Annotated in this window: 12 protein-coding genes; 11 read left to right on the plus strand and 1 reads right to left on the minus strand. The window is 29.2% G+C overall.

Going from position 1 to position 16982, the window contains the following annotated elements:
* Positions 1 to 2232 (minus strand): hypothetical protein (locus Q1B05_RS17770; RefSeq protein ID WP_299782652.1); only part of this gene is annotated, 2232 nt, incomplete at its 3' end.
* A gap of 731 nt (positions 2233 to 2963) precedes the next feature.
* On the opposite strand from Q1B05_RS17770, the gene Q1B05_RS17775 reads away from it, so the two are divergent.
* The 11 genes from Q1B05_RS17775 (at position 2964) to Q1B05_RS17825 (ending at position 16866) form a co-directional block, all read left to right on the plus strand.
* Positions 2964 to 3956 carry a glycosyltransferase gene (locus tag Q1B05_RS17775; RefSeq protein WP_299782654.1) on the plus strand — a complete coding sequence of 331 codons (993 nt, stop codon included), beginning with the start codon at positions 2964 to 2966 and terminating at the stop codon, positions 3954 to 3956.
* Entirely contained in the window at positions 3949 to 5481 is a 1533-nt protein-coding gene (locus Q1B05_RS17780; RefSeq protein WP_299782656.1) for a hypothetical protein, read from the plus strand. The genes Q1B05_RS17775 and Q1B05_RS17780 overlap by 8 nt, the downstream gene beginning before the upstream one ends.
* Positions 5481 to 6569, plus strand: a complete 1089-nt coding sequence (locus Q1B05_RS17785; protein WP_299782658.1) for a glycosyltransferase family 4 protein — start codon at positions 5481 to 5483, stop codon at positions 6567 to 6569. The genes Q1B05_RS17780 and Q1B05_RS17785 overlap by 1 nt, the downstream gene beginning before the upstream one ends.
* On the plus strand, positions 6566 to 7756 hold the full coding sequence (locus tag Q1B05_RS17790; protein WP_299782660.1) for a hypothetical protein: 1191 nt from the start codon (positions 6566 to 6568) through the stop codon (positions 7754 to 7756). The genes Q1B05_RS17785 and Q1B05_RS17790 overlap by 4 nt, the downstream gene beginning before the upstream one ends.
* Positions 7757 to 7838: 82 nt before the next feature.
* Positions 7839 to 9380: a DUF2264 domain-containing protein gene (locus tag Q1B05_RS17795; RefSeq protein ID WP_299782662.1), complete on the plus strand. Its 1542-nt coding sequence runs from the start codon at positions 7839 to 7841 to the stop codon at positions 9378 to 9380.
* 2 nt (positions 9381 to 9382) lie between these two features.
* Positions 9383 to 9964, plus strand: a complete 582-nt coding sequence (locus Q1B05_RS17800; RefSeq protein WP_299782664.1) for a serine acetyltransferase — start codon at positions 9383 to 9385, stop codon at positions 9962 to 9964.
* A gap of 589 nt (positions 9965 to 10553) precedes the next feature.
* A complete protein-coding gene (locus Q1B05_RS17805; protein WP_299782666.1) occupies positions 10554 to 11636 on the plus strand; it encodes a glycosyltransferase in 1083 nt (360 codons plus the stop codon).
* Positions 11637 to 11644: 8 nt separating this feature from the next.
* Positions 11645 to 12793 (plus strand): glycosyltransferase, encoded by a 1149-nt coding sequence (locus Q1B05_RS17810; RefSeq protein WP_299782668.1) that lies wholly within the window; start codon positions 11645 to 11647, stop codon positions 12791 to 12793.
* Positions 12794 to 12799: 6 nt separating this feature from the next.
* On the plus strand, positions 12800 to 14710 hold the full coding sequence (gene asnB, locus Q1B05_RS17815) for an asparagine synthase (glutamine-hydrolyzing) (protein ID WP_299782670.1): 1911 nt from the start codon (positions 12800 to 12802) through the stop codon (positions 14708 to 14710).
* Positions 14711 to 15850, plus strand: a complete 1140-nt coding sequence (locus Q1B05_RS17820) for a glycosyltransferase family 4 protein (protein ID WP_299782673.1) — start codon at positions 14711 to 14713, stop codon at positions 15848 to 15850.
* Positions 15851 to 15867: 17 nt separating this feature from the next.
* Positions 15868 to 16866: an endonuclease/exonuclease/phosphatase family protein gene (locus Q1B05_RS17825; RefSeq protein ID WP_299782674.1), complete on the plus strand. Its 999-nt coding sequence runs from the start codon at positions 15868 to 15870 to the stop codon at positions 16864 to 16866.
* Positions 16867 to 16982: the final 116 nt, after the last annotated feature.

Here is a 16982-nt window from a genome sequence, read left to right on the forward strand (position 1 = left end):
AGTCTGATTGGGACTAACCGTTATACTTTGAGTAGTCGCACCTGTACTCCATTTGTAACTCGATCCGCCAGATGCCGTTAGTGTTACTGACTCGCCTTCACAAATAGATTGATCTTCACCTGCATATGCTGTAACCTCTACTTTTGTAGCATTAACCGTTACGGTAACTTCATCTTGAGACTCACATCCGTTTTCTGAAACGATAACAACATAAGTTGTTGTTTGAACTGGTGATACTGAAATATCACGAGTAGTTTCTCCGGTACTCCATACTATGGAACCTATACCAGATACTGACAATTTTGTGCTTTCTCCTAAATCAATATTAACGTCATTACCCGCGTTTACCGTTTGCCTGGGTGACACGGTTACTGTGACTTCATCGGAATCTGAGCATATTCCGTTTGAAGCAGTAACCGTGTACGTGGTTGTTTTATCGGGTGAAACTGTAATTGTTTTTGTTTTTTCTCCTGTATTCCATTCAAAATCGCCAGAACCTGTTGCGGTTAACTCTATTGATGCATCTTCACAGATGGCGACATCTTCACCTGCATCTACAGTTGGTAAATCTTCAACTATAATATTAACTTCATCTGTATCAGAGTTTCCTGAACTATCTTTTCCTGTTACACTATATATTGTAGTTATCTCTGGAGACACCGTGATACTTGCTGTAATTTCACCTGTACTCCACTCGTAGGTAGTAGCTCCTTTTGCAGTCAATACAACTTCGTTACCTTTACAAATCGTTTCATCGTCTCCTGCATTAACAGTAACAGATGGTGTTGTTACTGGAGTATTGTCTTCGTCTACATTATTTAAAAATTCTTCTAAATCAGTATAACCATCTCCATCAAAATCTCCTGTTCCATCCTTACTTAAATCTCCAAAGGCATTTCGTTCCCATTCATCTGCCATACCATCTTGATCCGTATCGTAATCTGAAGGTCGTGTTTGTGACGTAATTGAAGGCACTTTATAATCTGATGTATCTAGTCTTTCTGTATAAACACCATTTTGCACATTAGTTAACCACTCTGTATCTAATGTATCTAAATTAGCAGATTTAGATCCGTCAGCATTTAAGCGTGCATTACAACCTACATCTGATTTCACATCGTTAAACGCAGCATCTGCGGTTTGGACTTTTATTTGAGCTCCGAATAAACCAAACTGATTATTTACAAAATAGTTATCAGGTATTTGTTCTCCTCTTATATAACCGCCTCCATCTAAAAAGAATTTCCAAGCATATTTATTATTAGAGTTTAACTCTGAAACATCATTGGTTGGAGACTGACTATTAACAGCTACATATTTATTTCCACTGGTATAAATTTCTGGAACAATATCATCTTCGTAAGTAAAACATTGTATTCGTGTATCTTGAAGCGGTCTAGTTCCGTAATCATAATAATTATTTATATGATTAAGTTTAAAATTTCCATTACCTCTAATTAATCTATTTTTAACAGTCCAGATTACATTATTAATCACTTCAAAATCTCCGTTATCTCCTGCAATATTTGGAAACCTGTGAGAAGCATTATAATACATATTATTTATTACAGAAATTTCACCAACAGTCATTTCTCGATCTGCGAAACCTCCAAAAATAGATCCATTTTTACTTTCTGAAAACAACGATCTTTGTACCGTTATATTATTAATAGTACTCCCTTCTTCTGTAGAATAAAAACTGGCACTTTCGTCTGCTCCAAATGCAAACGTACAATGATCAAAAATTAAATTAGTCATTGATGATGTTGCAGTAAAACTATCATCTCCTGCATCTACACCTCCTTTAAATCTAATATGTCTAACAATTACATTATCAATACGACTAAAATAAATTCTACTTCCATCTATTGTAATTCCCCCTTCTGGTGCTGTCTGCCCTGCAATTGTTACATTATTAATAGATGTTGCTAATAATGATTTTAATTGAATAACCCCACTAACATCAAATACAATAATTCTATTTGATTCTTGAAGCGCTTCCCTAAAACTACCTGAACCACTATCGTTTAAATTAGTAACATGATATACTTCATGACCACGCCCACCCGTAGCATATGCCCCAGCTCCGTAAGCAGAAGGAAATGCTTTTGTTTGTGCAACAGCTAATAAAGAAAAGAAAAAAGCGAATATTAAAAGAAAGACACTTTTATTAAAAAAACTCTTAAAGAGGTTATTATCTGTCTTTACACAGATACAAAATAAGTAGGCCATTTATAACAGTTTAGGGGATGTTATTTCAATTTTTAATAAAAATAGATAAATAATGTATTTCGTCATGTAAAAAATCACTTTAATCGATAAAATATCATTTTTATTAAGAATAAACTTACAAATATTTTATTAAAGCAAACTTTTCCTACACACTTAATCGATAAAAACATTAATTACAGCGATATTTTAATTATATACGCCTTGATTTTTGATTTGGATCTTTCAAGCAGAAAAAAAGAGAATTTTAATACCAATTCAAATTATTTAATAAGAACTTGGGCAGAAACTAACAGTTATTAAAAAGAAGATACAAATATCATAAACACATAACATACAACATCTTACACATGGAACAAATAATTATGTTATAATTTAAAACAAGATAATAAAGACAATTACTAAATCTGAAATAAAATATCTTCGTGTAAGAAAATAGTAGTAGCTAAGAATTAAACAAATTCTTACAATATTATACATTTCATTATATACCCTTTAGATTTAATTGAAAAAAAGAAAGAGTAAGCCGCAAAATTTCATGATAAAATTCATGTGTGAATAGTCGGCATAAAAAGCACTTAAAACCATTTATTTTGAACAAAATAGTACTTCAACAACTAATTTTGTCAATCAAAGAATAAATACATTCCAATTTTTATATTTTTATATATTTACCTCCACAACGTTTTGTTATTAAAGGCGTAAGCTTTAGTCAAAAAAAAACCAAATACAGCTTGAATTACTTATTAAGCATTATCATCCCTGTTTATAATGTTGAGGCTTATATTGAAAAATGCCTCAACTCAATAATTAATCAAACCTACAAGCATTTAGAAATAATATTAATAAATGATGGATCTACGGATTCGAGCGGAACAATATGCGATACATATAAACAAATTGACGATAGAATAAAAGTCTATCATATTAAAAACGGAGGTTCGAGTATTGCTAGAAATTTTGGGTTAACAAAATGTAAAGGCGATTATATTGGTTTTGTTGACAGCGACGATTGGATTTTACCCAATATGTACGATGTATTATTAGATTTTGCTATAGAGAAAAATTTGAAAGTAGTAGAATGTAGCTCTATTGATTCTGTTTTTGAAAGCACCATTTCTAAAAACATAAAACCATCTGATCTTGGTGTTATAGAAAATCAAAATACAGCAATAAAACGAATTATTAAACATAAAAGATTTGCTGTTTGGAGAAGAATTTATCATAAATCAGTTATAAAAAACAGATTTTTCATAGAACATCTTTTGCATCAAGATGTCTATTTTACTTTAGACATAATAAATGAAACTGACAAAATCGGGTTTATAGATTACCCTTTCTATATTTATAATAGGGAAAATATGGACAGCGTAATTAGAAGTAAATATTCGATAAAGAAACTAAACTCTATTAATGCTGGCGCATACGTTTTTAAAAACACAAAGCAATATGATAGAGAAACACAAACATTAGCAAAAGAGTATCTATTTAAATTTTTAACGCCCCACTACAACGCACTGTATGAATACAATGCGTTAGACCCTGATTTTGCACATCGATCTAAAATTAGAAAAACCATACAAGATAACTATAGCCTTAAAGATTTACAGTTTTATAGTTTTATGGTTGTACTATTGCCCCCTGCTTTTTATAAAATATTTTTATCAATTAATCAAAAGAGAATTAAATCTCAAGTCAAAATTATCGAAAAGTTAAAAAATGTCTAGAGTTCACAATGCCATAAAAAACATAAAATTTAGTATCTTTTTTTATGTACTCTTTTTATTAGCCCAATTTTTCTCCAGAAAAATATTTCTAGAAAATTTAGGAGATGAATTTATGGGGTTAACTGGTACCCTACAAAGTTTTTTAAAATTTTTAAACTTGGCTGAGTTAGGAATCGGAACCGCTATTGGTTTTAGTTTATATAAACCACTTTTAGAAAAAAACACGGTTAAAATAAATGAGCTTATTAGCTTATTTGGTTTTCTATATAAAAGAATAGGTTACTTTATAGTAGGTGCTGGAGTTTTACTGTCGTTATTTTTTCCATATATCTTTGGGACTATTACGTTCTCGTTAATTATAGTCTATTTTGCTTTTTATACTTTTTTAATAGGCTTATGTTTAAACTTCTTCTTTAATTACCATCTGTTTTTATTGGAAGCAGACCAGAAGAATTACATCATTACAAGCTACTCACAGACCTTAACACTTATTAAAATTATAATTCAGTGTATTGTAGTTCTATATTACAAAAATTTTTACTTGTGGATTGCTCTAGAACTGGGATATTCTATTCTTTTTAGTATTCTGTTACGCAAAAAAGTATCTAAAGAGTATCCTTGGTTAGAAACGAATAAAAAAGTAACAAATTCTATTATAAAGGAGAACCCTGATTTAATTAAAAAGATAAAACAAATATCTGTTCATAAATTCGGATCTTTTGTTACCAATGGAACAGATCAAATTTTAATTTTTGCTTTTATAAGTGTTGAGAGTGTTGCTTTTTTTGGAAACTACCAACTTATTTTTAGTAGATTAATTCAACTAATTAACACCTCTTTTGCAGGCACTGGTGCGGGTATTGGAAATTTAGTTGCAGAAAATAATAATGTGCAAATTAAAAAAGTGTTTTGGGAGATGATGACCCTGCGCTTTTATATAGCAGGTATCCTTTTAATTATTTTACAATTTGTAGTAGAACCTTTTATTACATTATGGCTGGGTGATAAATATATATTAGAAAAAAGCGTTTTATTCCTTTTTCTATTAAATATGTTTATTATGCAAATTCGTGTTCCTGTAGACCATTTTAAAGATGCCTATGGTCTATTTCAAGACACTTGGGCTCCAATAGTTCAGAGTGTTCTAAATTTAGGAGCATCTATACTTCTTTTGCAATATTTTGGTTTAACTGGGATTTTATTAGGTACACTAATCGCTTTCACCTTAATTATTTTAATTTGGAGACCTTACTTCTTATATAAGATGGGATTTAAAGAAAACGTCTGGATATATTGGAAAGGATTCTTAAAATTAACAGCTTCATTAAGCTTAGCTTTTTATATCTGTAAATATATATTTAGTTTCATTTTAACATTGGAATGTAACAATTTCTATGATCTTATTCTACTCGGAATTAAAATCACCTGCGTCTCTATATTAGTATACACTCCTATAATTTTCATATTAAATGAAGGGTTTAGAGATGTGTCAAAACGAATCATTAATCTTATAAGAAAAAAATAATGAGAATTCACTTTATAATATCAAGATTAAAAGGCGGCGGTGCAGAAAGAGTTCTTACTTTATTAGCGACTGCTTTTGCTAAAAAAGAAAATTATAATATATCTATTATAACACTTAACGATTGTGAAGACTTCTACCTTATTCCTTCTTCAATTGAAAGAATATCTATGGATTACGGTAGCATTCCTAATCATACAATAAAAGGTATTGTAAACCTATCTAAATTCTATTCTAAGAAAGAAAACAGACCCGATCTTATTATATCATTTATAACGCTAACTAATTTCATTACTATAATTGTTGCAAAGTTATTTGGAATTAAAATAATTATTGAAGAACATAATAGTTATTTAAGAGCGATGCAAAATCGTAGACAATTAACAAATTTTACTAGAAAACATCTGTATAAACACGCCGATTTATTAACCGTACTCACATCTTTCGATGTGTCTTACTACGAGACCTATAATGTAAATGTTAGAGTAATGCCAAATCCGTGTAGTTTTCTTCCATTAACAACACAATTAAAAGCGCGAGAAAAAACAATTTTAGCAGTAGGAAATCTAGACAGGTACAACCATAAAGGGTTTGATAATTTAATAGTATTTATTGCACCTATTTTAAAATCTAATCCTGAGTGGACGCTAAAAATTGCTGGAACAGGAGATAAAGGATTCGAGTTATTAACTAAACTTGTTAAGGAACACGACATTGAAGATCAAGTGATTTTTACAGGTTTTGTTTCAAATATTTCCGAACTCATGCAAGCATCCTCTATATTCATTTTATCATCAAGATTTGAAGGGCTACCAATGGTACTATTAGAAGCGATGTCTCAAGGTATGGCATCTATAGCTTACGATTGTAAAACAGGACCTTCAGATATAATAACAAATAATATAAATGGCCTTTTAATTGAAGATCAAAATTCTGAAGCGATGCAAACCAATTTACAACTTTTAATGAACGATCCTGCTTTAAGAGCTACACTTGCAGAACATGCGATTCAGTCTTTAGAAAAATACCATATCGATACCATTATAGAACAATATGAAAATGAGTTTAAAAAAATATTAATAAAAGGATGAAAGGAAAAGCAGTAATAATTTGTTTTATTTGGCCATTAATATGTGCTTGTTTAAATATACAGCTATTAACAGGAGTTTTTATTTCTTTAGGAGTCTCTCAATTAATAGCCTACTCTAACGTACTTTTAATTATGTTAGGGATTTTCGTTATCATGAAAGACCCTGGTGAATTATCTAAAACAGCTAAATTATGGTTTGTTTTTTATATTCTATATTACAGTTTTAGTCTTCTTGCTTCTGGGGTAAATGGCTTTGAAAACCCAGATTATTCCATGATAGCAACAATTGTTCCTGTAATCTATTTTGTTGGTTTTTATTATTTTTTAAAGAATGAAGCGTATACACAATTGTTTTTCAAGGTCATTACAATATGTTATGTAATATCTGCCATATTAACAATATTTTTCTTTAAGATTAATTATGACTTTGATGATTTAGGAATTCGTCCATACGCACTAGATCGTGCAGGAGGAGTATATGCCGATGCTAATAATGCTGCAATGGTTAGTATTCTAGCTTTTGTTTTATTTCAACAATTTTATGTTCCAAAAAATAAACTCCAAAAAGCATTTAAAATATTTTTATTATTAGTTATAGTCTACAGTATCTTACTAACACTATCTACAACCGGGCTTTTTATATTTGTACTCATATTTATTATTACAAATTACAAATCTTTTAGAGGCTTTAGGTTACTGTTACTAGGCGTACTTTTAATGCTATTTTATGCTGCACTATTTGTTAGGGAACAATTTTATAGTCATTTAAATTTATCTATCAGACAAATTAATAAGATTGATAACATTTATAACGTATTAACATTCAATACAGAAAAAATAGATAGTTCTGGACGATCAGAATTACTACAACATCTACTCTATTATGTATACCAAAAACCAATATTTGGAAATGGTATTGGATTCTCAACCTTTGTACGTGGACATAATACTTACATTGGTGTATGGGCAGATGCTGGTATTTTTACTTTTTTATTTTTCGTATTACTATTAGTTCTCTATTTATTTAAATCCTTAAAATTAAACGTAACCTTAGCCATCTTTTGTTTATCCATGTTAGTTACTATGTACATATTTATGCTAACACTACAAACTGTTATAAATCAAACATATATAATTGTATTATTTGTGTTTATCGCATATATTATAGATAGAAAAAAATTAATATAATTAAGTTTACTAACCTCCCTTTAATAAAAAAATCATTAAAATAAATCTAGAAAAAGCAACCTAAGTTGTAATAAATTGGGGCATGAAAATTAAATTCTCTACGTTATCAAACAAAAATAAAAAGGGTATTCTTCTCTTCACTATTTTTATTACTATAGCTGTGTTTTTTATATTAAATATTAGCAGTAAACTAAAGCATATTAGAACCGAAGGATGGTCTGAAAACACTCAACCTTACAACAATTACGAGTATTTTGACGAAAAAATAAAAACAGATTTCTTAACCCCTAACGATAGTTCTCATTTCGAAAAATATCAATATTTATTTAGATATTTTGCTCAAGGTGCATACAATTACAAATCAAATAAAAATGCACTTATTAGTTATCCTGGAGCTATTAGTTCTCGTGGTAGAAAAGTAAACGCTCTTGAAGGTTTTGCTAGATATTTTGTCTTTGCTGCTTCATGGTTAAATGCAGGACATGACAATACTTTTACGTTTAATAACGAAACATATAACCTAAAAAAAACTTTAAAAGAAGGCATCTTAGCAGGTACAGATAAAAATAGTTTAGAGTATTGGGGAGATATTAAAGACTACGATCAACGTATCGTTGAAGCTGTAGATATTGCATTAGGTTTATGGTTAAGCCAAGACCACATTTGGAATAACTTAACTGTAAATGAAAAAAATCAAATTAATTCATGGTTAGAGCAAGCTATTCAAAAACAAACAGTAGATAACAATTGGAATCTATTCCCTATCATTATTACTAAATCACTAGAAGCTTTAGGGTATAAAAGCGAAGAAAATCTGAAATATGTAAATAGCATTTATAAAACCTATAAAAAGAAACATTATTTAGGAAGTGGTTGGTTTGACGATCCTCCTAAGGGGATTGATTATTATAACGCTTGGTCTATACATTACACATTGTTTTGGTTAGACCAAATAGATCCAAATTTTGATCATGAATTTATTAAAACTAGTCATTCTCAATTTTTAAGTTTTTACAAGTACTTTTTTAGTGAAAATGGATTTCCAATAATGGGAAGAAGTATATGTTACCGCATGGCAGCTCCTGCTCCTATAATTTCTGGAGCAATATTGCTTCCTGATGAAATTTCTCCTGGATTTGCAATAAATGCTTTAGATGCAACTTGGAATTATTTTATAGAAAATAATGCTCTAGAATATGGTACTGTAACACAAGGTTATTTTAAAAATAACTTAAGCATACTAGATCCTTACACTGGTACAGGCAGTTGTTTATGGTCTTTAAGATCTTTAATAGTCGCTTTCTATGCAGATAAATATATCCCACTATGGGACTCTAAAAAAGAAAATCTGCCAATACAAAATTCCGATTTTAATATAAAAAACGATGTTATAGGATGGAGTATTATTGGTAAAAAAGAAACACAAACAATATCTTTAAAGATAGATAAAAACACTGATAACAAAATGTACGAATTAAATAATTACAATTTTGTAAATCAATTAAAAGAGTTTGTACTAGAAAAACCATCTAGACCCGATAACACTAAAGCATTATATTATAGGTCTGAATACACTACCGACAACAACCTATTTCTAAACAAAAGAAATAAAAAAAATTATTAATCATGATAAAAAATAAACAGACATATATTGCATATTTAGAAGCAGACAAAACAGCTTTAGGAATACCCGATCTTAGTTTAATTTCATTGCTAATTAATTTTATTTCTCCCAATCAAATTTGGAAGTTCCAAAAAACGCTGAGAAAATTAGAGTATTATAATAATTGTAAAAAGGGAGGACTTAACAAAATTATCTACATGTATTTAAGATTCAAATTTAAAAGAATCTCTTTAAAACTTGGATTTTCTATTCCTATAAACGTATTTGGTCCAGGACTAGCAATTGTACATTATGGCACCATTGTTATAAATAGTAATACTAAAGTTGGAAAAAATTGTAGAATCCATGCTTGTACTAATATTGGTGCTTCGGGAGGTTCTAAAAAAGCACCTATATTGGGAGACAATGTTTACATCGCACCTGGCGCCAAAATATATGGAGATATACAAATAGCTGATAATATTGCTATTGGAGCGAATGCAGTCGTTCATAAATCTTTTATACAAGAAGGTATAATGATTGCTGGTAATCCTGCTAAAGAAATAAAAAAAATTGATATTTCTAAAATCATTAAACACATTTAGAAACAATTCTAAAATCTTATTTTCTTCTAGCTTACTTTTAATTATAACATAGTAATATATGTTATAAAATAACACAAATAATTTCACTTAAACTGTAATAATAACCTCCCGCTTCTTTTCTGTTTTTTTTTCACAAAAAACAACTATTAAACTGATTATAGGCTTAATCTGACCTTTTAAAGAGTTTTTTTGATTTTTAAAATATTATCAAACATCTTTAAATATTTATTATTTAAAGGTAATTAAATTTTATGTTTTGTAATCCTTTTCGTCAATTAACAACAGACTTTTTAAGGAGTCGTTTTTACAGATTAAAACAAAAAATTTAACACACACTTTAAATGGTATTTCATTAACCATCAAGATATAATGCTATTATTAAAATAAAAAACCAAAAACACACATCCTTGACAACAGTCGTAAAATCTAGCCAGAACAATTAAAATTATTCCCTAAGAAAATTGTCTATAAATTAAACGTAAACTATTAATCTCGTTAGATATTTAATGAGATTAAAAAGTAAAAATTAATAGTATTGATCACGTTTTAATTAACACCTTCAATATTCATAAGACAAAGTCTATAAATTATGAAAACTAAAGTCAAATTAATATTTATACTTCCTGATCTTACCTCTGGTGGAGCAGAAAGAGTCGTTTCTTTTATAGCTAATAATATTTCTAAAGAAAAATTTGAAACCTCACTTTGGCTTGCTGGTCCGCAAAGAAAAACACCATACAATACCAATTCTATAAATGTAAAATACTTTAATAAATCGCGGGTTTTACTCGCTATTCCAGATTTTATAATGGGTCTTATTAAATCTAAACCAGATATTGTAGTTAGTTCTATTGCTCACGTAAATACGGCAGTTGCTATGATTTCTTTCCTCTTTCCTAAAATAAAATTCATTGGAAGAGAAGCTAACGTTATGAGTGTTGTTAAAGATTTTAGCCATAGTAAGAATAGGTTTGGAAATCTAATCCCTATAGATTTTAGTTACAAACTGCTTGATATTATACTTTGCCAATCTATTGATATGTGTGAAGATATGAAGACCACATTTAAAATTCCTTCAGAAAAACTAAGAATTATAAACAACCCCATAACAGATAGTTTTAATCTAAAACCAGAAAAAGACACGCCTAATTCTTGTGTACAGTTTATTACGGTTGCGCAGTTCAAAAAACAGAAAGGACATGAAAGAATTATTAAAGCACTCTCTAAATTAGATTATAATTTTCATTACACACTTATTGGACGTGGTCCTGAAGAAGAAAATATTTTAAAGTTAATTGATACCTGTAATCTTAAAGATAAAGTCACGCATATTTCATTCTCAAAGGATGTTGATAAACACCTTGCAGAAAGCGATTTTTTCTTACAAGGTTCTTATGTAGAAGGTTTTCCCAATTGTTTAATAGAAAGTTGTGCTGTGGGAACACCTGTTTTAGCTTATAAGGCTCCAGGAGGATTAAATGAAATTATTGAAGAAGGCATTAATGGTCTAGTTGCAGATAATGATGAGGACTATGTAAAGAATATAGAAACAGCTATTAAAACAGTAAAATGGGAACCCAAAAAAGTACGAGAATCTGTCTATAAAAAATTCAATAAAGAACACATCCTCAAACAATACGAAGATTTATTTATAGAAATTTCAAACACGTAATGTCTATTGTGAAAAACACAAAACCAAATATTAGTATTTTAAGTATCACCTTAGGAAGCGGTGGTGCAGAAAAAGTGATTAGTCTTTTTTTAAAAAAATTGAAAGAAGATTACAATGTAACACTTGTCTTATTTTATAATCATATTCATTTTACTATTCCAGAAGGCATTAATGTTGTTTGCCTTTCTAACGAATCTCCGGCAAGACCCTTTTATTCTAAATTTTTAGATCTAGTTCGTTTCAAAAAAAAATATAGTGCTTTTCTTAAAAAGGAAAACATCAACATTTCGGTATCCTTTTTGGCATTCCCAAACCTTTTAAATGGTATGATTGCATCAACTAATAAACATATAAAAACAATTATTAGCGAACGCGGTTTTCCTTCAGACAATACATCAAGTAAATTATCATTATATATCTCTAAAATATTCTACCCAATATTTTACAATAAATGCTCAAAGTTATTCTCAAATTCAGTATACATCAATCAGGATTTAAAAGATAATTTTGGAGTTAAAATACCTATGGATGTTATTTACAACCCTATAGAATTACCTCAAGAAACAATTAATCCTGAAACTTTAAATCAAAACTTTAAGAGTTTAAAAATTATAACAGCAGGAACTTTAAACAAGCGAAAAAATCATATCATGATTATTCGTGCGTTACAAAATACAGCAAATCAATATAACCTTACTATTTTAGGAGGAGGCCCTTTAGAAACGTATTTAACCAAAGAAATTGCTGATTTAAATTTAGAACATAAAATTACGCTTGGAGGAAAAGTAAAAAATGTAAACGACTACCTATTAGCTAACCATTGTTTTGTCTTATCTTCTTTTACCGAAGGCTTTCCTAATGCTCTTATTGAAGCTATGGCTATTGGTTTACCTTGCATATCTACCAATTGTTTATCTGGTCCGTTAGAACTTTTAAACGAAAATAAAGCTATAAATATTAAAACGGGTGCATTTTATAAAGGTAAATATGGACTCTTAATTAATAATGACGATCATAAAGGTTTAAAAGAAGCATTAGCCTATTTTAATGATAACCCTCAGGAGCGAGAAAACTATAGCAAATTAAGTCTGCAACGGGCTAAAGAATATAAATTAGAGAGTATATACTCAACATTCAATAAATTTTTAAAAAATTAAACGTGTATGTGCGGAATTAACGGAATTATAGCAAGACATAGTCTTAAAGACAATGAACTAAACGCCATACTGACCAAAATGAATAATCTCATTATTCACAGAGGACCAGATCAAGATGGTGTGTTTTGCGAAGAAAACAATGCTTATGCTGTAGGTATGGCCATGAGACGATTATCTATTATAGATTTAAAATCGGGAAAGCAACCTATTTTTACAGACAATAAGAAAATTGTTATTGTTTTTAATGGTGAAATTTATAATTACAAAGTTTTAAAATCTAAATTAGAAGCTGAAGGTGTCACTTTTCATACCACTAGTGATACCGAAGTTATTATTAAGCTATACGAAAAATATGGAGTCGAATCTTTTAAGTGGTTAGACGGGATGTTTGCGTTTAGTATTTACGATAAAAAGTTAAACAAACTGTTTATTACACGAGACTTTTTTGGTGAAAAGCCATTATACTACACTCAATCTGACACTCAGTTTTTATGGGCTTCAGAATTAAAATCTATAATTAATACGCTTAATTATACGCCAGATATCTCTAAAAAAGGGTTAAATCTATACTTCAGATTAACCTATATTCCTGCACCACATACCATTTACGATAACATTTTTAAGTTAGAAGCAAATCATTTTATTGAATACGATTTAACTTCACACACAACAACTATAACAAAAATTAACCCAGAACCTGTTCCTGTAAAACAACACATCTCTTTTAACGATGCCAAGGCAAAAACAAAAGAGTTGGTTTATAATAGTGTAAACAGTAGGTCGATTTCTGATGTGGCTTTAGGTACATTTTTATCTGGAGGAGTAGATTCTTCTATTATTTCGCTATGTTTAGCTCAAGCATCAGACAGAAAAATAGACACCTTTTCTATCGGGTTTAAAAAAGCAGCTTTCGATGAATCTGATAAATCTAGAGTCGTTGCAAAGATGCTAAATAGTAATCATCATGAGTTTATTATAGATGAAGACGATTTAAAACACAACATTCATGATATTTTAGTGAATTTTGACGAACCTTTTTCAGATACAGCAGCCTTACCAACTCATCTACTGTCTAATAAAACACGCCAACATGTAACTGTAGCTTTAACAGGAGACGGTGGAGACGAAGTTTTTGGAGGATACAACAAGTATTATATTGGTAAAATGAATAAACGTTACACCAGTATTGTCCCTGAGTTTTTGCATAAATCGATTCTAAAATACAGTAAGAATTTTCTTATTGAAAAGGATGACGCTAGAGGTAGAAAATTTAGAATTAAAAAACTGCTACATGCCATAAATTATAAAGGCGATTTTTATTGGGACATTATTTCTTTAGCGAATACAAATAACGAAATTTCTGAAATTTTAAATTCAGACTACTTAGAACATAATTTATTTCAAGAATATAAGGATGTTTTAAATATGGATAAAGCTGAAACGTTAACCGATTTTAGACAAGTAGATAAAGTCCTGAGTTTAGAAGGTGGTATGCTTGCAAAAGTAGATCGAACAAGTATGATGAATTCTTTAGAATGTAGAGCACCGTTTTTAAACAAAGACCTTTGGGAATTTACAAATACGCTACCAGAAGAGTATTTAATGAAAGGTTGGAACAAAAAATACATTTTAAAAGAAGCGTTTAGAGATCAGTTTCCAGAAGAATTTCTTGAAAAAAGTAAAAGTGGATTTGGTTCTCCAACAGGAGATTGGCTAAGACAAAGTTTACGAAAAGAACTAGAAGGTTACATTGATCCAAAATTACTCGAAACACAAGGTATATTTAATAAAAATGTAATTATAAAACTAGTAAAAGATCATTTAGAAAGTAAAAAAGATAGCACGTTTAGAGTCTGGTCTTTTTATTGTTTCCAAAAATGGTATGCATTTAATTACTTAAAACAATCTATTATATAGATGTCAAAAAAAAGAATTTTATTAGTATCGTCATTCTCTCCCTCTCTAATTCATTTTAGAGGAGATTTTATTGAAAGTTTAATCCATAATAATTTTGAAGTATACACCGCTGCTCCTGATTATCCAGAAGATATTCAACAAAAACTAACGGTATTAGGAGCAACACCTAAGACCTTTAAATTACAAAGAACAGGATTAAATCCGTTAAATGATTTAAAGTCTATTTCAGAACTAAAGTCTATTATAAAAGATAATAATATCGATTTAGTTTTTCCGTATACCGTAAAGCCTGTTATATACAGCTCTATTGCAGGGAATTCATGTAATGTACCAGTAATATCTTTAATTACAGGATTAGGTTTTGCGTTTACAGGCTTAACGTTTAAAGCCAGAACATTGCAAAGACTTAACGAGTTTCTATATAAAATTTCGATACGTAAAAACAAGGTTATAATCTTTCAAAACAGAGATGATTACGCCTTATTCTTAGATCGAAAAATAATTCCGAAAGAGAATAAAGTAGAATTTGTAGGAGGTTCAGGTGTAAACCTTAATAAATATGAAACTAGAGTTAACAACAACATTTCTAAAGTTATAAAATTTCTTTTAGTCGCTAGATTGATAAAAGAAAAAGGAATTGACTTATATATTGAAGCTGCGAAAGTATTAAAAAACAAATATCCTGAAGCTGAATTTCATATTATTGGAGAACCAGACAATTCTCCCTCATCTATAAAATTAGAGAAATTAAACAAGCTTAATACAAAAGGTATAATTATATACCACGGGAAACAAAGCAACGTACCAAAACATCTATATAATACCGATGTATTTGTGTTACCAACGTTTTATAGAGAAGGTGTTCCTAGATCTATTCTTGAAGCTCTATCTGTAGGACTGCCTATTATTACTACAGATACACCTGGCTGTAAAGAAACTGTTATAAAAGATAATAACGGTATTTTAATTAAACCTAATAACTTAAACGCATTGGTTAATGCCATGGAATTTTTTCTAATAAATCCGGAAAAAATAAAAGAAATGGGTATTAATAGTAGAACTTATGCAGAAAACAGATTTGATGTAAAAATAATTAACAGAGAATTAATTACGATTATTAAAGAAGAATTTAATAACTAGTACATACATCCTTCCATTTGAAAAAAACTTTCAATACCATTGATATTATAGGGCTTATTATCACTCTTACGTTATTAATAGCAATATTAAGCTCATACTTCAATTGGGGATGGATCTCGGTTATATTTAGCATCTTTTTACCATTAATAGGTATAGTTAATATTGTTTTATGTGTATATGGACTTTTAAAAAAAAAATACCTTTACCTAATAGGTACTGCATGTTATCTTTTATGTTTTAGTTTTTTTTACAGAGTATCTAAGGTAACAAGCCTAAAATCTTCAAACATAACAACACGTATTGTATCTTTTAATACTAAAGGCTTTAGTTATAATTATAATGGTGAAGAAACACGAACACGTTTAATAAAATTTTTAGATTCTATACAACCAGATATTCTTGTTTTACAAGAATCTAATTATCCTGTGACTAGAAAATTTAAAGCGTATAAATATAATTTCAATGATTTAAGATTGAAAAAAGGAAAATCACTACTCTCAATCTATTCTAAATTTCCCATAGTAAACACAGGTTATATCGATTTTACAAATACAAAAAACAATGCCATTTATGCAGATATATTAGTGCAAAATGATACTATTAGAATCTATAATTTGCATTTACAATCGCATCAATTAACAAGTAAATCCCTAGAAATAAATAAGGTTATTTATAATAATCTCTTGGAAAAAGTGAGTCTTACGTTACAAAAACAAATAAATCAGTCAAGAATAGTTAGGCGTAATATAGATAAAACCGCTAAAAAGATTATTGTTTGTGGCGATTTTAATACACCACAATATGCACTACCCTACAGAATTTTAAAACAGGATTTACAAGATTCTTTTATTGAAAAAGGAAATGGTTTTGGAACGACTTACAGTTTAAAAGGATTTCCTTTACGTCTAGATTACTTTTTAATGGATAAAAAAATTGAAGTTTTAAATCATATAAACTTTAATGTGAACCTATCTGATCACGAACCTATATTAGTCGATTTCAAAATCCGTTCTTAATACTAAAGTATATAAAACGTAAGAGAACTCTATTAAAGAACATGCCTTAATAGGTTTCAAAATCGATAAAACAAAAAAACGCTCTAATTCATAATAAATTAGAGCGTTTTTTATTT

Origin of the sequence: uncultured Formosa sp., assembly GCF_947500765.1 — a bacterium.
Classification (GTDB): Bacteria; Bacteroidota; Bacteroidia; order Flavobacteriales; family Flavobacteriaceae; genus Formosa.

Coding starts and splice junctions, on each gene's coding strand:
- asnB (WP_299782670.1), top strand. CDS start 12,800: ATGTGCGGAATTAACGGAATTATAGCAAGACATAGTCTTAAAGACAAT.
- Q1B05_RS17785 (WP_299782658.1), top strand. CDS start 5,481: ATGAGAATTCACTTTATAATATCAAGATTAAAAGGCGGCGGTGCAGAA.
- Q1B05_RS17780 (WP_299782656.1), top strand. CDS start 3,949: ATGTCTAGAGTTCACAATGCCATAAAAAACATAAAATTTAGTATCTTT.
- Q1B05_RS17820 (WP_299782673.1), top strand. CDS start 14,711: ATGTCAAAAAAAAGAATTTTATTAGTATCGTCATTCTCTCCCTCTCTA.
- Q1B05_RS17800 (WP_299782664.1), top strand. CDS start 9,383: ATGATAAAAAATAAACAGACATATATTGCATATTTAGAAGCAGACAAA.
- Q1B05_RS17805 (WP_299782666.1), top strand. CDS start 10,554: ATGAAAACTAAAGTCAAATTAATATTTATACTTCCTGATCTTACCTCT.
- Q1B05_RS17790 (WP_299782660.1), top strand. CDS start 6,566: ATGAAAGGAAAAGCAGTAATAATTTGTTTTATTTGGCCATTAATATGT.
- Q1B05_RS17795 (WP_299782662.1), top strand. CDS start 7,839: ATGAAAATTAAATTCTCTACGTTATCAAACAAAAATAAAAAGGGTATT.